Source organism: Fictibacillus macauensis ZFHKF-1 (genome assembly GCF_000269865.1).
Classification (GTDB): domain Bacteria; phylum Bacillota; class Bacilli; order Bacillales; family Fictibacillaceae; genus Fictibacillus_C; species Fictibacillus_C macauensis.
This window is the reverse complement of sequence record NZ_AKKV01000038.1, coordinates 37,223-55,755: the sequence shown is the minus strand read 5'-3', so window position 1 is coordinate 55,755 and position 18,533 is coordinate 37,223. Positions and strand designations below refer to the sequence as shown.

General features: G+C 40.1%; 22 protein-coding genes. 21 read left to right on the top strand and 1 reads right to left on the bottom strand.

The annotated features are described in order from the left end of the window. The first annotated feature begins 393 nt into the window (after nt 1-393). From A374_RS16825 to rsmI, 11 genes are all read left to right on the top strand, one after another. A complete protein-coding gene (locus tag A374_RS16825; RefSeq protein ID WP_238535188.1) occupies nt 394-555 on the top strand; it encodes a sigma factor G inhibitor Gin in 162 nt (53 codons plus the stop codon). Nucleotides 556-716: 161 nt separating this feature from the next. Beyond that, nucleotides 717-2,126 (top strand): aminotransferase class I/II-fold pyridoxal phosphate-dependent enzyme, encoded by a 1,410-nt coding sequence (locus tag A374_RS16820; RefSeq protein ID WP_040340697.1) that lies wholly within the window; start codon nt 717-719, stop codon nt 2,124-2,126. Nucleotides 2,127-2,143: 17 nt separating this feature from the next. After that, nucleotides 2,144-2,788, top strand: coding sequence for a dTMP kinase (gene tmk / locus A374_RS16815; protein WP_007203440.1), 645 nt, complete (start codon nt 2,144-2,146; stop codon nt 2,786-2,788). Between the two features lie 22 nt (nt 2,789-2,810). Next, complete coding sequence (locus tag A374_RS16810; RefSeq protein ID WP_007203439.1) at nt 2,811-3,140, top strand: cyclic-di-AMP receptor; 330 nt, start codon at nt 2,811-2,813, stop codon at nt 3,138-3,140. A 20-nt stretch (nt 3,141-3,160) separates the two neighbouring features. Further along, on the top strand, nt 3,161-3,601 hold the full coding sequence (locus tag A374_RS16805; protein ID WP_007203438.1) for a YaaR family protein: 441 nt from the start codon (nt 3,161-3,163) through the stop codon (nt 3,599-3,601). 9 nt (nt 3,602-3,610) lie between these two features. Further along, complete coding sequence (gene holB, locus A374_RS16800; protein WP_007203437.1) at nt 3,611-4,597, top strand: DNA polymerase III subunit delta'; 987 nt, start codon at nt 3,611-3,613, stop codon at nt 4,595-4,597. Between the two features lie 6 nt (nt 4,598-4,603). After that, the gene (locus A374_RS16795) at nt 4,604-5,431 is read left to right on the top strand and encodes a PSP1 domain-containing protein (RefSeq protein ID WP_007203436.1); all 828 of its coding nucleotides are present in this window, start codon (nt 4,604-4,606) and stop codon (nt 5,429-5,431) included. 15 nt (nt 5,432-5,446) lie between these two features. Further along, nucleotides 5,447-5,800, top strand: a complete 354-nt coding sequence (gene yabA, locus A374_RS16790) for a DNA replication initiation control protein YabA (protein WP_007203435.1) — start codon at nt 5,447-5,449, stop codon at nt 5,798-5,800. An 82-nt stretch (nt 5,801-5,882) separates the two neighbouring features. Next, entirely contained in the window at nt 5,883-6,626 is a 744-nt protein-coding gene (locus tag A374_RS16785) for a tRNA1(Val) (adenine(37)-N6)-methyltransferase (RefSeq protein WP_007203434.1), read from the top strand. Further along, nucleotides 6,616-6,900: a GIY-YIG nuclease family protein gene (locus A374_RS16780; RefSeq protein WP_007203433.1), complete on the top strand. Its 285-nt coding sequence runs from the start codon at nt 6,616-6,618 to the stop codon at nt 6,898-6,900. Before A374_RS16785 ends, A374_RS16780 begins: the two co-directional genes overlap by 11 nt. Then, the gene (gene rsmI / locus A374_RS16775) at nt 6,875-7,756 is read left to right on the top strand and encodes a 16S rRNA (cytidine(1402)-2'-O)-methyltransferase (protein ID WP_007203432.1); all 882 of its coding nucleotides are present in this window, start codon (nt 6,875-6,877) and stop codon (nt 7,754-7,756) included. Before A374_RS16780 ends, rsmI begins: the two co-directional genes overlap by 26 nt. A 122-nt stretch (nt 7,757-7,878) precedes the next feature. On the opposite strand, the gene abrB is transcribed toward rsmI, so the two are convergent. Further along, nucleotides 7,879-8,163, bottom strand: a complete 285-nt coding sequence (gene abrB / locus A374_RS16770) for a transition state genes transcriptional regulator AbrB (protein WP_007203431.1) — start codon at nt 8,161-8,163, stop codon at nt 7,879-7,881. Between the two features lie 638 nt (nt 8,164-8,801). Here abrB and metG point away from each other — a divergent pair. The 10 genes from metG to purR all read left to right on the top strand — a co-directional run bounded on the left by metG (nt 8,802) and on the right by purR (nt 18,531). Then, nucleotides 8,802-10,751 carry a methionine--tRNA ligase gene (gene metG / locus A374_RS16765; RefSeq protein WP_007203430.1) on the top strand — a complete coding sequence of 650 codons (1,950 nt, stop codon included), beginning with the start codon at nt 8,802-8,804 and terminating at the stop codon, nt 10,749-10,751. Between the two features lie 312 nt (nt 10,752-11,063). Continuing rightward, nucleotides 11,064-11,831: a TatD family hydrolase gene (locus A374_RS16760; protein ID WP_007203429.1), complete on the top strand. Its 768-nt coding sequence runs from the start codon at nt 11,064-11,066 to the stop codon at nt 11,829-11,831. A gap of 101 nt (nt 11,832-11,932) precedes the next feature. Next, nucleotides 11,933-13,153 carry a resuscitation-promoting factor gene (locus tag A374_RS16755; protein WP_007203428.1) on the top strand — a complete coding sequence of 407 codons (1,221 nt, stop codon included), beginning with the start codon at nt 11,933-11,935 and terminating at the stop codon, nt 13,151-13,153. 168 nt (nt 13,154-13,321) lie between these two features. Continuing rightward, nucleotides 13,322-13,882, top strand: coding sequence for a ribonuclease M5 (rnmV, locus tag A374_RS16750; RefSeq protein WP_007203427.1), 561 nt, complete (start codon nt 13,322-13,324; stop codon nt 13,880-13,882). Continuing rightward, nucleotides 13,879-14,754, top strand: coding sequence for a 16S rRNA (adenine(1518)-N(6)/adenine(1519)-N(6))-dimethyltransferase RsmA (rsmA, locus tag A374_RS16745; protein ID WP_007203426.1), 876 nt, complete (start codon nt 13,879-13,881; stop codon nt 14,752-14,754). The genes rnmV and rsmA overlap by 4 nt, the downstream gene beginning before the upstream one ends. A 150-nt stretch (nt 14,755-14,904) precedes the next feature. After that, complete coding sequence (gene yabG, locus A374_RS16740; protein ID WP_007203425.1) at nt 14,905-15,774, top strand: sporulation peptidase YabG; 870 nt, start codon at nt 14,905-14,907, stop codon at nt 15,772-15,774. Nucleotides 15,775-16,053: 279 nt separating this feature from the next. Further along, the gene (veg, locus tag A374_RS16735) at nt 16,054-16,314 is read left to right on the top strand and encodes a biofilm formation stimulator Veg (protein WP_007203424.1); all 261 of its coding nucleotides are present in this window, start codon (nt 16,054-16,056) and stop codon (nt 16,312-16,314) included. Nucleotides 16,315-16,472: 158 nt separating this feature from the next. Next, nucleotides 16,473-16,622, top strand: a complete 150-nt coding sequence (locus tag A374_RS16730) for a protein sspF (RefSeq protein WP_420794953.1) — start codon at nt 16,473-16,475, stop codon at nt 16,620-16,622. A gap of 128 nt (nt 16,623-16,750) precedes the next feature. Beyond that, nucleotides 16,751-17,629 carry a 4-(cytidine 5'-diphospho)-2-C-methyl-D-erythritol kinase gene (gene ispE / locus A374_RS16725; RefSeq protein ID WP_007203422.1) on the top strand — a complete coding sequence of 293 codons (879 nt, stop codon included), beginning with the start codon at nt 16,751-16,753 and terminating at the stop codon, nt 17,627-17,629. A gap of 74 nt (nt 17,630-17,703) precedes the next feature. Next, nucleotides 17,704-18,531: a pur operon repressor gene (gene purR, locus A374_RS16720; RefSeq protein ID WP_007203421.1), complete on the top strand. Its 828-nt coding sequence runs from the start codon at nt 17,704-17,706 to the stop codon at nt 18,529-18,531. Nucleotides 18,532-18,533 lie beyond the last annotated feature (2 nt).

Here is an 18,533-nt window from a genome sequence, read left to right as displayed (position 1 = left end):
AGCACTGTTGGAGACATCCAGCGGTGCTTTTTTCTATAAAGATACACAGATAGACAATGCCAGCAATCAGCACGCACAATTCCCCTGATCCTTCTGTTTGGAGAGTAACCGATCTCCTCCAACACGAAGGGTTTTTAAGATCCAATCATTTTCTTGTCATAACTTTATTTTTTCAGGGGTGCGTAAAGTACAGACACGAACAAAAGAATGCCTACATACAATGAGTTAACGTTCGCTAATCACTAATTTCATGAAGGGCGACTTCACTTGATGTTAACATTTTTTTAAAGATTGCTAACTTAGGAGAGTATAAACACACAGCCCACGGGAAACAATAAGGGCATGGAGGTGGCTGAAATGAAAGTATCAAGACAGTCTAATGGGGAAGTCTGTATGATTTGCGAACAATATAAAGAAACGGGAATCCACATTGTTCAACAATATATATGCCTTGAATGTGAAGAGCGTATTGTTGGCTGTGAACCTACTGATCCTTTTTATCAACATTATTTAGCGCAACTACGAAAATTAAACTTAGTTCATATTTCTAGTTAAGGCTTACAATATAAAACTTCTTTTTACGGCAAGAGACCTTCTAAGTAGGTCTCTTTTTATCGTGTTTGTGGAAACTTTTCACTCCTTGTAATCAACAGCAGAATGAGGCGAGTTATGCTAAAATGAAAAGATATTATATATTAACGAAAAAAGGATGAATTATGAGATTACCATTGTACGAGGCATTGTTGCAACACGCGGAAAAATCAAAAGGGATTTTTTACGTGCCAGGACATAAAAAAGGAAAAGTGGGCTTTCAACAGCATGAACCTCTTGCTGCAATTGCTTCCTTAGATGCCACTGAACTTACAGGCTTAGATGATCTTCATGAACCAGAGGGTGTTATAAAAGAAGCGCAAACTCTTCTGGCGCAATGGTCAAAAGCGCAACATAGCTACTTTCTAGTGGGTGGAAGTACAGCTGGTAATTTAGTTATGTTATTAGCGGCATTTCAGCCAGGAGATGTTGTGTTTGTACAGCGTAACTGTCATAAGTCCGTTTTAAATGGTTTAGAACTCGCACGGTTACGTCCAGTCTTTTTAGCTCCTGACATTCACACACAAGGACAATTTGCTACGGGTATATCTCTATCTGTCGTAAAAAAAGCGTTAAGACACTATCCTGATGCGAAAGGAATTATGCTTACGAATCCGAATTATTATGGTATATCACGAGACTTAAAAGAATTGATTACCATCATGCATGAACATAACATGGTCGTGTTAGTAGATGAGGCTCATGGAGCGCACTTCGGGGGAGATACAAGGTTACCGACAAATGCAATTGCGATGGGAGCAGATCTCGTTGTGCAATCTGCGCATAAAACGTTGCCGGCACTGACTATGGGAGCTTTTTTACACAGCAATAGTGAGCGCATTGATGAGGATCAGGTCAAACATTACTTACAAATGATCCAATCAAGCTCACCATCCTATCCAATTATGGCGTCATTAGACGTAGCGCGTAACTACGTACAACATTTATCACAGAAAGAATATGACGGCATACTAGCAGATATCTCATCGTTTCGAGAACATCTTAGCCAGATTGCTACCATTACAGTCCTACAAGCAGAAGGAAACGATGAACTAGATCCGCTAAAGGTTACCATTCAAAGTGTTACAGGTGTGTCAGGTTTTGAATTACAAGAAAGGCTGGAAGCACAAGGCATCTATACAGAATTAGCTGACTCGCTTAATGTACTGTTTATTTTGCCATTAGGGAAAATCGAGAACAAGGAGCGTTTGCTAGCCATCATAACAAACACTTTAGAGCAGGCATCAAGGGGTGACGGAGAGTTGAAGCGGACATGCCATACCGAAATTCCTGAAATCTCACCGCTTTCACAACCGTATGAATCCTTACGTACAATGAAAAAAAAGAAAGTATTAATTGCAGATGCAGTCGGCTGTGTGGCGGCAGAAGCGCTAATCCCTTATCCGCCTGGCATTCCTCTCATTGCGAAAGGTGAAGTCATTACAAAACAACAATTACATCAGTTTGAAGCACTGAAACGAGCAGGTGCTCGTTTTCATGGTGGGCAAAATAGGGTAATTACTATATATGAATAATAGAAGGAAGCGTTAAAGTGAACGGATTATTTATAACAGTAGAAGGGCCAGATGGCTCAGGAAAATCAACACAAATCATTTTATTAAAAGAGTTCTTAGAGCAACAAGGCATTCCGCATGTTGTGACACGCGAACCAGGAGGAACAGCAATTTCTGATCGCATTCGTTCCTTAATTCTTGATCCTGCTCATCAAGAAATGGTCGATGAAACAGAAGTGTTGTTATATGCTGCTTCGCGGGCGCAGCATGTTAAGGAAAAGATTATGCCTGCATTAGCGGAAGGAAAAGTCGTATTGTGTGATCGTTTCGTAGATGCATCGATTGCGTATCAAGCATATGGTTTAGGCATACCGGTTGAAGAAGTAAAAGCAGTGAATCGCTTTGCAACGGGAGGATTAATGCCTCATCGCAGTTACTTAATTGATATTGAACCAGGGGATGGTCGTAAGCGTATGATGCATCGCTATGCAGGAGAAAGTATGGATCGCATTGAACAAAAGGAATTAGACTATCATGAGCGCGTCCGTGCAGGCTTTAAATCGCTCTATAACGAAAATGAAGGACGATTTTGTTTAGTGGACGGTAGTCAATCAGTAGAAGCAGTCTTTCATACGATTGAAAAAGATATGAAAATCTTACTTTCCAACCGATATAATACGTGAGAAAACAGGAGGGAATTTTCTAATGAAAATGATCATTGCCGTTGTCCAAGATAAAGATGGCACAAAGCTTGCAGATGCCCTAGTCAAAAACGAATTTCGAGCAACGAAACTTGCTTCGACAGGTGGTTTTTTGAAAGCAGGAAATACGACTTTTATGATCGGGGTTAGTGACGATCAAGTCGAGCGTGTAATGGACATTATTAAAGAAAATTGTAAAAGTCGCAATCAGCTCGTGGCGCCTGTATCGCCAATGGGAGGAAATGCAGATGCTTACGTTCCGTATCCTGTCGAGGTAGCTGTTGGTGGGGCAACTGTGTTTGTTTTACCAATTGAAACCTTTCAACAGTTCTAACATAACGGGGGAATAAAGGAATGAAGATCACCCAAGAATTGCGACCGGTTTTTGAACAACGGACGAAAGAACCAATCATCGTTGAAGGACATCAATCACCGTTTCAACAAACGCTAGGTAGTGCACAGAAAAGTGTGCAAACGAATCAACTAGAAGAGTTATTACAAAGAGTAGAGCAACAAGGAAAGCGTGTTATTTATGCGCAAACATTAAAAGATGTTGCAGCGTATCGCCAACTCGTCCAATCTTTTATAAAAAAGGCTCTGGATGTTGGTTTACAACGAGAGCAAAAAGATGGCTGGAATGCTTATGGTCAACATGAAACGATGCAACTTGTTAAAGAAGTTGATCAAAAGCTAATCGCATTAACGGACAACGTAATTGGACAAGAAAGAAAACCGTTGGCCCTGTTAGAAGCAATTGGTGAAATTCAAGGGTTATTGATTAATATATATACGTAGGTGAAGAAAATGAGCTGGGAACCATTGCGTCAACGACAAGATAAAGTGGTAAAAACGTTAACAAATAGCATTAAGAAAAACCGCCTTGCTCATGCATATGTATTCGAGGGTGGACGTGGTACAGGGAAGATGGAGATCGCTCTTCAAGTAGCAAAGACATACTTATGTCGTGTGACACAAGATGCGAACCCATGTGGTGAATGTAAAGATTGCCGCCGGATTGATTCGCAAAACCATCCCGATGTCCATCGTGTTGCGCCTGACGGTCAATCTATAAAAATTGACCAAATCCGTGGATTGCAAAAGGAATTTGCTTATCATGGAATGGAATCGGATAAGAAGGTTTATATTATTGAACATGTCGATCGTATGACTGTCCAAGCCGCCAATAGCTTATTGAAGTTTTTAGAAGAGCCATCTGATGCAACGATTGCTCTTTTATTAACAGAACAAAAACATCGTCTCTTGGATACCATCCTTTCACGGGCTCAACTCCTTACCTTTACTCCTTTACCAACAGCGGCACTCATTGCTTCTCTTCAAGAGGAGGGTGTCTCTTCGCATATGGCTTCATTAGCTGCTGCGTTAACGAATGATCGCTCGGAAGCACTCGAAATTTGTAGGGAAGAGTGGTTTGCACAAGCACGAGACAAAGTGATACAATTAACAGAAGAGCTGAGAAATCGTCCCAACCAGGTCTTGGTTTCCTTACAGGAGAACTGGTTGTCGTTTTTTAAAGAGAAAGAACAGCTCGACTATGCATTAAACCTTTTATTGATCTGGTATAAAGATCTTTTATTTATACAGCTTTCAGAGCCAGAGCACCTCGTATTTGCCGATCAAATGCAAGCGTTGGAGCAACAAGCTCTACATATTTCACAGAAAGTGATCAGTGAAAAAATGCGAGCGGTACTGACCGCAAAACAACGTCTAGGTGCAAACGTTAACCCGCAGCTCTTAATGGAGCAGTTGGTGTTGCGATTACGGGAGGGATAATAGCCTGTGTATGAAGTAGTGGGTGTCCGTTTTAAAAAAGCGGGGAAAATATACTATTTCGATCCTGGCGACCTTGAAATCGACAAAGACACATTCGTAATTGTTGAAACAGCAAGGGGTATCGAGTACGGAAAAGTAGTAATAGCGAAGAAACAAGTAGGGGAAAATGATGTTGTACTCCCTTTAAAGAAAGTGGTCCGGACAGCAAATGAGAAGGATACACTTGCTGTAGAGGAAAATAAAAAAGCAGCGATCCAAGCGTTTGATCTTTGTACAGAAAAAATTACACAACATGAGTTGGATATGAAGCTTGTTGATGTGGAATATACATTTGATCGCAATAAAGTTATTTTTTATTTTACAGCCGATGGACGCATTGATTTCCGAGAGCTTGTGAAGGACTTAGCCTCAATCTTTCGAACGAGAATCGAACTTCGTCAAATTGGCGTAAGAGATGAGGCGAAGATGCTCGGTGGTATTGGTCCATGCGGACGTATGCTTTGCTGTTCTACGTTTCTAGGTGACTTCGAACCGGTATCCATTAAAATGGCCAAAGATCAGAATTTATCGTTGAATCCAGCGAAGATTTCTGGTTTATGTGGACGTTTAATGTGTTGTTTAAAGTATGAAAACGATTATTACGAAGAAGTCAAAAAAGAACTTCCTGATGTAGGTGAGCACATTACAACACCGGATGGAAGAGGTCGTGTTATTGGATTGAATATGCTTGAAAAGCTTGTCCAAGTTGAGTTACCAGAGCTTGAAAAAGTAACGGAATATACGTTGGATGAGTTGATGAAAGAAAAGGAATTGTTTACGCAAGCTACAGAATAATGAGGTGGAAAACACGTGGAGAAAGATCAAATTTTTTCCCGGGTGACCCATATGGAGCAGCAATTGGCCGCTTTAACAGAAGAAATCGGCAATCTAAAAGAAGATTTGGTGGCACTGCTCGAGCAGAATCATCATCTGCAAATGGAGAACTATAATTTGCGGAGTGCCATGAAACCGCAAGTAACAAAAGAAGCTGAATCGTCTAACCAAAAGCGGCCACTGTCACAAGAATCGGCAGATATCGGGGAAGGCTATGACAATCTGGCTAGGCTGTATCAAGAAGGATTTCATATTTGTAATTTGCATTATGGAAGCGTGCGGACAGAGGGCGATTGCTTATTTTGCCTCTCCTTCCTTAATAAGAAGTAAAAAGAGTCTTTCCGCTCGCGGAAAGGCTTTTTTTACAGTATAAAAACCATATGTGGTATGTAATGAAAGGAGTGAAAAAGAAATGGAACCTACTGTACATGAAGGTGAGCGTCTCGATTATTTAGTAGATGAGTCGTTAAAAATCATTCAGAGTCCTTCTGTCTTTTCTTTTTCTCTTGATGCTGTACTATTAAGTCGCTTTGCATATGTTCCTATTCAAAAAGGGAAGATTGCTGACCTTTGTACTGGGAATGGAGCGGTAGCTTTACTATTAACGAAGCGTACGAAAGCACACATTACGGGCGTTGAAATTCAGGAGCGCTTGAGTGATATGGCGGAGAGAAGTGTGCAACTGAATGGACTTCAGGAGCAAATTACTATTCATACAGGGAATTTAACAGCGTTTCCGAGCGTTCATCATAATGGCCGTTTTGATACCGTTGTTTGTAACCCACCGTATTTCTCTTCAAACAATGATCGTGACTACAATGATAATGAACATTTTGCCATTGCACGTCATGAAATTCATTGTACACTTGAAGATGTTGTTGCTGTGAGTAGTCAGCTTGTAAAACAGGGAGGAAAAGTTGCCTTCGTTCATCGTCCAGAGCGACTTTTGGATATAGTAAGTTTAATGCGGCACTATCGAATTGAACCGAAGCGTCTTCAGTTTGTCTATCCGAAAGCGGGTAGTGAAGCGAATATGCTCCTTATTGAGGGCATGAAAGATGGAAAACCAGATTTGCACATTTTACCGCCACTCGTTGTCTACACAGAAGGTGGTAACTATACAGAGCAACTTAAAAAGGTTTTTTATGGGAAATAGTCACTACGTCTATATGATTCGCTGTGGTGATGGAACCTTATATACGGGCTATGCTACTGATGTGCAGAAACGATTTTCTATGCATGAGCGAGGAAAAGGCGCAAAGTATACGAGAGGAAGAGGACCACTCGTTCTTGTCTACGAACAAGCCTATTGCTCAAAAGAAGAAGCAATGAAAGCAGAATATGCAATCAAACAACTGTCGAAACGTAAGAAAGAACAGTTCATTAAGAAAGGAGCTACTCCTCGTGTTTGTACAGAAGAGCTTTCATGAAGACAGTGGAATCTTATATTTAGTGCCCACTCCGATTGGTAATCTAGAAGACATGACCTTTCGAGGAATACGGATTCTAAAAGAAGCAGACTATATTGCAGCGGAGGATACGAGGCAGACGAAGAAGCTTTGTAATTATTTTGAGATCTCAACCCCGCTCGTTAGTTATCATGAGCATAATAAAGAAAGTAGTGGGGAGAAACTTCTCGAGCATTTAAAGAATGGGAAGACAATTGCTGTCGTAACAGATGCTGGAACACCAGCCGTTTCTGATCCTGGTTACGAGCTCGTTGTTAGTGCGTTACAGGAACAGATTACTGTCGTTCCTTTGCCGGGAGCGAATGCAGCAGTTTCCGCACTCATTGCTTCTGGTTTAGAAACGAAAGATTTTTATTTCTATGGCTTTTTACCTCGAGGGAAGAAAGAGCGAAAAGTACAACTTCAGAAGCTTAAAGGATATGGATTTACAATGATGCTGTATGAATCTCCACATCGTTTAAAAGAAACGTTAGCTGCCATGTTGGAGATTCTCGGAAACCGAAAAATTGCGATTGCGCGTGAATTAACGAAGAAATATGAAGAGTTTGTTCGTGGAACGTTACAAGAAGCGGTAGACTGGGCACAAGCAACCGAGCTAAAAGGGGAGTTTTGTTTAATTGTCGAAGGCTGTTCAGACGAAGAGCGTAATGCGTTGCAAGAACAATCGACGTGGTGGGAACATTTATCTCTCATAGAGCATGTGAATCATTATATCGAAGAAGAGCAGGTAAATAGTAAAGAAGCCATTAAGAAAACGGCCAGTGATCGGGATTTGTCGAAACGTGAAGTCTATCAAGCGTTTCATGTGGAACAATAACATAGGGAAGATATGCTTTTAAGCAATAATAACTCCAGCATTGGTACTTATCTTTTCTAGTTTTTTACGATAATACAGAAAAAAAAGACCGTAGCGAGGGAAGTCGCTACGGTCTTTTATACTTACTTGCTTGTTTCAAGTTGTTTTTGAAGCTCGTTCATGATTTCTTGAGCGCCTTCTGGGCTAAGGATGATTTTCCCACCAGCAAGTGAGTAGTTATCATCAGATACTTCACCAGTAACAGCACATGTCATGTTAGGCTTGTATTTTTTAAGGATGATGCGATCATCATCAACGTAGATCTCCAATGCGTCTTTCTCCGCAATTCCAAGCGTACGGCGCAATTCGATTGGAATTACCACACGTCCTAATTCATCAACTTTACGAACAATACCTGTAGATTTCATTTTAGTAATCTCCTCCCGAATAATAAAAAATAGTGTAAACCTCGTATTATCTCTATATAATCGTCATAATTCGACAAAATCTCACGAACTAATCATACCAATATTTCCAGTTGAGGTCAACTATTTTGCTAACAAAAATTTTACTGAATAATTACCCTATTTTCGATATGCTCAATCATATCATATTCTCCTATAAAACAGAAAGCAATAAGTTTTGAAGTTTCTTCTTCATTTACAAATTTATTACTGGTAATTGCGCATTAGCTATTCGTCACTATTCGACAAAACTTTCAGTAAAAAAAAACACTTACTCTTTTCTATTAGATAGACTTCTCTTTACCTTGACAGAACTTTGCCGATTTAGGTATATTTTGAGTGAAGAAATGAGCATAATGAAAGTATTTATATAATGTTTTCGCACCTGTACTGTATTTTATGTCCTGTTTTTACACTTTTTTTAAATAAAATGTCGAAAACAATAGAATAGCAGTGCAATCCCCTTAGATCTGTAAAAATTACAGAAGATTACACCTTAATAATGGTATACTTTTACGTACAATGAACTCTGTCCCTTCTAGTGTAGCTGGGACTTTTTTTAAATACGAGTCTATTACAATTTATCGGAGGAATTTAGAATCATGGGAGAAAAAACGTTTTATTTAACAACCCCGATCTACTACCCAAGTGGAAAGCTACATATTGGTCATGCTTATACGACGGTAGCAGGTGATGCGCTTGCCCGTTATAAACGGTTAAAAGGCTATAATGTCCTTTATTTAACAGGTACAGATGAGCATGGTCAAAAAATTCAACAAAAAGCGGACGAAAATAACGTGTCGCCACAAGCATATGTAGATAACATGTATGAAGGAATTAAAGAGCTGTGGCAAAAGCTTGATATTTCTTACGATGATTTTATTCGTACGACAGAAAAGCGCCATACAGATACGGTAGAGAAAATCTTTAAGCAGCTTCTTGATCAAGGCGATATTTATCTTGGCGAATATGAAGGATGGTACTGTACGCCGTGTGAATCGTTTTTCACAGAAACACAATTAGTAGACGGAAAATGTCCGGATTGTGGTGGTGAAGTAAAACGTGTGAAAGAAGAAAGCTACTTCTTTAAAATGAGTAAATACGCAGATCGCTTGTTGAAGTACTATGAAGATAACCCTCATTTCATTCAACCAGAGTCGCGAAAAAATGAAATGATTAATAACTTCATTAAACCGGGTCTAGAAGATCTAGCGGTTTCACGCACATCGTTTGATTGGGGCGTAAAAGTACCAGGCAATCCTAAGCATGTTGTTTATGTATGGATTGATGCCTTATCGAATTACATTACAGCGCTTGGTTATGGATCACAGCAAGATGAGAAATTTAAAACATTTTGGCCGGCTAATGTACACTTAGTGGGTAAAGAGATTGTACGCTTCCATACTATTTATTGGCCTATTATGCTGATGGCACTTGATTTACCACTACCTGATCAAGTATTTGCACATGGTTGGTTATTAATGAAAGACGGCAAAATGTCTAAATCAAAAGGCAATGTAGTTGATCCAGTTACATTAATCGATCGTTATGGTTTAGATGCCCTTCGTTACTACTTATTGCGTGAAGTTCCTTTTGGCTCAGATGGGGTCTTTACACCGGAGAGCTTTGTTGATCGTATCAATCATGATCTAGCAAATGATCTTGGGAACTTATTGAATCGTACAGTTGCCATGATTCATAAATATTTCGACGGTGAAGTGCCAGCTTATGAAGGAAATGTAACGAGCTTTGATGAAAGTCTTGTTGCGTTTGCGAATGACACGATTGCTAAAGTAGAAAAAACAATTGAATCGATGGAATTCTCTGTAGCGCTAGCGAGCATTTGGCAACTTGTTAGTCGAACGAATAAATACATTGATGAGACGACACCTTGGGTCTTAGCAAAAAATGAAGAAGATCGAGCTGCATTAGGTTCCGTAATGTATCACCTTGCTGAATCATTACGCATCGTATCCATTCTTATTCAACCATTTATGACGCTTGCGCCAAAGAAAATTTGGGAGCAATTAGGCTTACAAGCAGGTGAACATACTGCATGGGATTCACTCTATACGTTTGGAACGCTTCCTAAAGGGACACGTGTTGCTAAAGGGACACCAATTTTCCCTCGTCTTGAAAACGAAGAGGAAGTTGCCTACATTAAACAAGCAATGGTAGGTTCAGCTCCTGCGAAAGCACAAGAACCAATTGTTGAAAAAGAAGAAGTAGACGAGATTACAATTGACGACTTTACGAAAGTAGATTTACGAGTTGCTGAAGTTATTGCGGCGGAGCCTGTTAAAAAGGCAAATAAGCTATTAAAGCTTCAACTTGATTTAGGTTATGAAAAACGTCAAGTTGTATCAGGTATTGCAAAGCATTACTCTCCTGAAGAGTTGGTAGGTAAAAAAGTAATTTGTGTAACAAATCTAAAGCCTGTTAAACTTCGCGGTGAGTTATCAGAGGGAATGATTTTAGCGGGATCAGCTGGTGAAGAACTAATATTAGCGACAGTCGCTCAATCATTACCAAATGGATCAAAAGTGAAATAAACCAAATGAAAAGGATATCAACTCTGTAAAAAATCAGAGAGTTGATATCCTTTTTTGTGAGATTTTCTGACGTTGCAAACAGGGATAATGATATTTTGAAATAATAAAATCTCAGACCCTTTTATAGAATGCAAGTGAAAAAAGTGCTATGTTTCCTAGTGTTTAGAGCTTTTTAGTGATTTTTAAGAAGTTATTTTTCTGTACATTCTTTTTCTAATGTAATCAAATTGTAATGGAATTGTTACTCCGCCGACTTGGAGTATTGGGACTAATGTATGATAGACTGTGAAAGAATTAGGGAGGGTTATCTCTATGTTTGATACACACACGCATTTAAATGCAGAACAATTTCAAGAAGACGTAGAAGCAGTTATACAACGAGCACAAGATGAAGGTGTTACGCATATGGTCGTTGTCGGCTTTGATCGACCAACGATTACCGGCGCAATGAAACTCGCGGATACATATGACTTTATTTATGCAGCTGTAGGATGGCATCCAGTAGATGCTATTGATATGACAGAAGAGGATCTTCAATGGATTGAAGACCTAGCAGCGCATCCGAAAGTTGTTGCGATCGGTGAAATGGGGCTGGATTATCATTGGGATAAATCCCCGCATGATGTGCAAAAACGCGTCTTTCGTCAACAAATACAATTAGCTAAACGCGTGAAATTGCCGATTATTATTCATAATCGAGAGGCAACGCAAGATGTTGTAGACATTCTTAGAAGTGAAGGTGCAGCCGAAGTTGGAGGCATTATGCATTGCTACAGTGGCAGTGTTGAAGTTGCTCAAGAATGTCTTGATATGAATTTTTATATTTCTTTAGGTGGACCGGTTACGTTTAAGAATGCGAAGAAACCGAAAGAAGTAGCAAAGGAAGTGCCATTGGATCGCCTGTTAATTGAAACAGATTGTCCGTATTTAGCACCTCATCCGCTGAGGGGAAAACGCAATGAACCAGCATACGTGAAGTATGTAGCGGAAACAGTAGCTGAATTAAGAGAAATGCCGTTAGAAGAGCTTATTGAGCATACAACTGCTAACGCAAAACGTCTCTTTGGTCTTCAAACGTAGTAAAGCTTTGCTGTTTGATGTAAAAAATAGCCATTTCTTCAAGGTAATAGAACTTTAGAAGAAATGGCGCATGTTTAATTTTTAAAGGGGGAATGAGGAACATGAACAAGGGGAATGAAAAGAAATGGTATCATTTATTTTCAAGAAAACTTGTCTTTATCTCAGTAGCCATTTTGGTATTAGCAGTTACAACGGGTTTTGTAAGCTATGAATCTACAAAGACTGATCTTACCATTGTTGCGGACGGACAGACAAAAGAGTTCAGTTCACATGCGGAAAACGTTAGGGATGCGCTTTCTGATTTTGGTATTCATGTAACAAAGCATGATTTAGTAAGTCCAGGGCTTGATGCCGATTTGAAAAGTGGGATGACCATTGAATGGACACCTGCACATGAAATTACGTATACGAAAAACGGGCAAACGGTAACGGAATGGTCGACTGCTCGAACGGTTAAGCAGTTTTTAAACGATCATCATCTATCACTAACAGCTCATGACCGTGTTTCACCGAGTGTAGATACACTTTTAAAAGATACAAAAACGATTAATGTACAAAAGGCTTTTTCCGTTCTTTTAACAGAAGGCAAGAAGAAGAGTAAGAAAGTATGGACCACTTCGACTACCGTCGTTGATCTTTTAAAGAAGCAGCACATAAAAGTAGGAAAAGAAGATCGTGTGGAACCTTCGCTAGATGCTGATGTAACAGATGGCATGAAGGTAAATGTGATCTCCGTTAAAAAGACCACCGATGTAGTTGAGGAACGTACGCCTTTTAAAACAGTTACGCATAAGGATGGTAGCTTGGAAAAAGGAGAAAAGAAAGTAATTCACCCAGGTAAAAAAGGGAAAATTGCGAAAAAGTATAAGGTCACTCTTGAAAACGGGAAAGAAGTTTCCCGTGAGTTAAAAGATACGAAAACCCTCAAGAAAAGCAAGGATGAAGTAGTTGCTATTGGAACAAAATCTTCTGCTGACGTGTCAGGAGAGAGCACTCATTCACCGACCGTTTCACGTGGAACGAAGTCAGAAGGTAGAGAACTGTTAGTCACAAGCACGGCTTATTCTGAGAGCTGTGCAGGCTGTACAGGACGAACGAGCACGGGAATTGATTTGCGTGCAAACCCAAACATGAAAGTAATTGCAGTCGATCCGAGTGTTATTCCACTCGGTAGCAAGGTGTACGTTGAAGGATATGGATACGCGATTGCTGGTGACACTGGTGGAGCTATTAAGGGAAATCGAATTGATGTCTTTTTCTCTTCGGAATCTCGGTGTTCTGATTGGGGACGCCGTCAAGTACGCGTGAAAATTATTGATTAGCATTTTATAATAGAAGAAACTGGGTATAAAAAGCAGAGGGTACTCCTCTGCTTTTTATTTTCCTATAGAGAAAGTAAGGGTATACTAGGAAGGGAGTTTATTTAGAATAAGTCTATTCCTATGTGGTCTATTGAGCAAAAACATAGCATTCTACGGTTGGAGGAACGAATGAAAATAAAAGAAATAATCGTCGTAGAAGGAAAAAGTGATACACTTGCCATTCGTCATGCAGTGGATGCAGATACATTAGAAACGAACGGTTCTGAAATTAGTGAGGAGACAATTGCCCGCATTAAAATGGCGCAAGAAAAGCGTGGGGTCATTGTTTTTACTGATCCTGATTTTCCTGGTGAGCGCATTCGCAAAATCATTACTGAGCGGGTTCCAGGCTGTCAGCACGCCTTTTTACCTAAAGCAGAAGCGATTGCTCGTAATAAACGAAAATTAGGTGTGGAGCATGCATCTAAAGAGGCGATTCGCGAAGCATTGCTTAATATAAAGCGTGATGTAGTAGATGAGGTTGAAATTATTTCATGGGACGACTTACATGCAGCCGGTTTATTAGGTGGTCCACAAGCGAAGGCGCGCAGAGAACAGCTCGGGAAGCAACTGAAAATCGGATATATGAATGGAAAACAACTCTATAAACGATTAAAAATGTTTCAAATTACAGAACAAGAATTTATTACGGCGCTACAAACCGTTTTAGAGGAGGAACAGCAAGGATGAAGGACATTTCAAATCCTCAAAGCACGAAAGAAATATTAAAGAAACACGGCTTTACGTTTAAGAAAAGTTTGGGCCAAAACTTTTTAATTGATCGAAATATTTTAAGTAATATCGTTGCCCAAGCCAACTTAACTGAAGAATCAGGTGCGATAGAAATTGGCCCAGGGATTGGTGCATTAACAGAATTTATTGCGCGGGAAGCAAAGAAGGTTGTAGCTTTTGAAATCGATCAGCGTCTGTTGCCTATTTTAAAAGAAACGTTAGCGCCTTATCCTCACGCGTCTGTCATTCATTCTGACATTCTTGAAGCAGATGTTCATGAAGTGATTACACGTGAATTTCAGGGCATTGAGGACATTATGGTCGTTGCCAATCTTCCGTACTATGTAACGACCCCGATCATTATGAAATTGCTTACTGAAAAATTACCGATCCGCGGCATTGTTTGTATGATTCAAAAAGAAGTAGCTGACCGTCTAGCTGCAAAGCCGGGTACGAAAGAGTATAATTCCTTATCGATTGCCATTCAATATTATGCAGAAGCTGAAACGGTTATGAAAGTTCCGAAGACTGTTTTCGTTCCTGCACCGAATGTTGATTCTGCAGTAATACGATTAACCATTCGTAAAGAACCGCCAATTAGCGTGAAAGATGAAACGTTTTTCTTTGCATTGATTCGAGCATCCTTTGGACAACGTCGCAAGACATTGTGGAATAACCTCATCAATAACCTAAATCTTAGTAATCAAAAAGAAGCGCTGCAAGCTGTTTTTGATACAACAGGAATCGATCCTAAGCGTCGAGGGGAAACCTTGACGATTGAGGAGTTTGGTATCTTGTCTGATGCCATTGGACCACTTGTAAAGGAATAGTGTAGCGTTAAGCCTCTAGAATTTTCTGGAGGCTTTTTCTTGGTGGACGTGACTTTTTTAGTAAAAGACTTCTAACAGAAACGCCCGATTCATATGTTTAAAAGAAGATAAGGCAGCAAGGCGCTGGTTTTTTAAACAGGGGGAATTCAGGTGAAACTTGAAATCGGAACCGTCGTTGGAAGAACGTCGTATCAATGTGATTTAATGTTTCGAGTGATCGGTTTTAATGACGACAAATCAATCGCTGATTTAGCGGGAGATGAAATGCGTCTTCAAGCTGACGCGCCGGTGAGTGATTTAGTTGTTATGTCACAACAAGATCAGCATGAGCACCGCCAAGTAACTCAAGTAAAGGAAGAATCATCCTATAAATTATTTCGTCAAGATTATCATCTGTTACGTCAAAAGCGCGAATATCTATCAACGAATGGTTATGAATACGATCATTCCTATTTTGAATTGCCGGGCAGAGTGCTCCATGTAGATGGAGATCCTATGTACTTAAATAAATGTCTCGAGCTATATAAGCGTTTTGGTGTACCGGTGTATGGGATTCATATGAAAGAGCCTGATATGCCTGAGCGTGTTCCGGCGCTCGTTGATGAAGTTCGCCCAGATATACTAGTCATTACCGGACACGACGCCTATATGAAGACGAAAGGAGCGGCGGATGATTTACAGGCCTATCGTCATACGAAATATTTCGTGCGGACTGTCCGAGAAATTCGTCGTAAGTATCCACAACTCGATTCATTAATGATTTTTGCAGGAGCATGTCAATCGCATTTCGAATCGTTAATTAAAGCCGGTAGTAATTTTGCAAGCTCTCCTTCACGAATTAATATTCATGCGTTAGATCCAGTTTATATTGTATCGAAAATCAGCCTTACTTCATTTATGGAACATGTGAATGTAATGGATGTTTTACGCAATACGTTAACAGGAAGAGAAGGCTTAGGTGGCGTAGAATCACGAGGATTTCTTCGCACGGGAATGCCTCTTAACACACAAACATTGTAAAGAAACTCTCCGGCAAGCTCGTTGCTGGGGAGTTCTTTTGCTGGTTATAAGAAGTGCTTTTTTTATTCTAGAAAAATGGTGCATTAACCGTAATTTTTGTCTTTCACAACAAAATTCTACAAACTGTACATAATTTTTTTGATTGTCCACATAATAAAAGTGAAAAAAAGGATAAATTATCATTGACATAAGTAATTTAAAATTGCTATAATTTTAGGTTTTAATTTGACAAAAAGTAGCGATTTATGTTACAATTTGTCTAAGTGAGGTGGAGCCGATATGGGTAAAACGATTGTGGACATTAGACAAATTTTAGAGTCTAACGTGGGTAAGAGACTTTCTCTTAGAGCAAACGGCGGCCGTCGTAAGACGATCGAGCGTATGGGAACTTTAGAAGAAACCTACCCTGCCGTATTTATTATTAAACTGGATCAGGACACCAACGCTTTTGAACGTGTTTCTTACAGCTACGCTGACGTATTAACAGAAACCGTTGAATTAACTTTCATAGAAGAATCCCAGGTGGTTAGCGGGCAGTAAGAGGTCTTACTGCTTTTTTTTTGCTTGCACCGACATATGCGCCCAACAACTGGGCGTTTTTTTTATTTCTAATCCAAAAGTAAGACATACATAGAGAACGGCCCTTCGTAAAATACTAGGAAGAAAAGGAGTGAACGAAAGTGGGCAAAAAGCGTGGAATGATGTCAGAATCTTTAAAGACAACACTCGCTAAAGATTTAGGCTTTTACGATACGGTACAACAAGAGGGTTGGGGCAGTATTAGCGCCAATGATGCAGGCAATATGGTGAAGCGTGCGGTAGAAATCGCTAAGCAAAACTTAAAATAAAAAAAGCCAGAGCACACGCATAGAACACATGAGTGACTGCTCTGGCTTTTGTGTACGATAGTAAATCTAGAGTGGATGCGTAATTTATGATAGTATCAACTTATCAAAAAATTTTAGGGGAATCTTTTATGAATGAAACGAAGATATCCATTAAAGCACCTGCGAAAATTAACTTATCTCTCGATGTTTTAGGGAAACGGGCAGATGGATACCATGAAGTGAAAATGATTATGACCACTGTTGATCTCGCCGATCGTGTTGAGATGACCTTGCTTCAAGAAGACAAAATTACAATTGAATCAACAGGCGGATTTGTGCCACTTGATCATCGTAATTTGGCTTATCAGGCAGCGATGCTGTTAAAAGAGACGTTTCATATTAAAAAAGGCGTGGCCATTCATATTGACAAGCATATCCCGGTTGCTGCCGGCCTTGCCGGGGGCAGTAGCGATGCAGCTGCAACATTAAAAGGACTGAACCACATTTGGAAGCTAGGTCTTTCGCTTGATGAATTGGCGGAGCTTGGCGCTAAGATTGGCTCTGACGTATCGTTTTGTGTGTATGGCGGAACAGCCATTGCTAGTGGACGTGGTGAAAAGATACAACATATTACGGCGCCACCACCATGCTGGGTATTATTAGCGAAACCACCAATTGGGGTTTCCACGGCAGAAGTATATCGAAGAGTGAACATGAATACAGTTGTGCATCCTGATCTCGATGGTATGGTGGATGCGATTGAAGATGGAAGCTATAAGACAATTTGCAACAAACTCGGCAACGTTCTAGAATCGGTGACGCTTGCACTTCATCCAGAAGTGAAGCATTTAAAAGAATTAATGCTACGTCTTGGTGCAGATGGTGTGCTCATGAGTGGTAGTGGACCTACTGTATTCGGTTTATTTCAGCATGAAACAAGAGCGAATCGAGCGTACAATGGGTTGCGAGGTTTTTGTCATGAAGTATTTGCCGTTCGATTGTTAGGTGAGGAGCAAGAGGAGAACTAAGTACTTTCCTTATTGATAAAAACCGTATGAAAATGGTATATTAACCATATAATATTCGGTTTTGGAGGAACAGGATGAAACTTAAACGAAGTGGAAGAATGGTCGACCTAACAACATATTTGTTGAATCATCCTCATCAATTGATTCCTTTATCTTATTTTGTTGAACGGTATCAGTCTGCTAAGTCATCAATTAGTGAAGATTTAGGCATTATTAAAGAAAACTTTGAATACCAGGGAATTGGCTCGCTCGTAACGGTAGCGGGAGCCGCTGGCGGTGTAAAATACATTCCTTCCGTTTCAAAAGAAGAAGCAGAAGAAACCATTGAAGAGCTCATTGACCTTCTAGAAGATCCTGAACGGCTTTTGCCCGGCGGATATTTATATTTAACGGATATGATTGGAAACCCTACCCTCGTCAATCAAGTAGGTCGATTGTTTTCGTCTGTGTTCTCACATTTGAAAATTGACACCGTCATGACGGTAGCAACGAAAGGTATTCCGTTAGCTTATGCTGTGGCTACACAGCTTAACGTTCCGGTTGTAATTGTCCGCTCTAACAGTCGAGTGACAGAAGGGTCTACCGTGAGTATTAATTACGTATCAGGCTCTTCCAAACGCATTCAGACGATGGCACTTGCAAGACGAAGTATTAAGAAGGATGCGAACGTTCTCATTATCGATGACTTTATGAAAGCAGGTGGGACTATTCGCGGCATGATTAGTCTCATTCAAGAATTTCAAGCACACGTTGCAGGGATCGGTGTACTCGTTGAATCAGAAGACGGAGCAGAACGACTCGTCAATGATTATGTTTCACTTACTCGCTTAGCAGGCGTGAATGAGAAAGAGAAACGAATTGAAGTGGAACAAGGAAACTACTTTCAAAAAAGGGAGAGTTGATG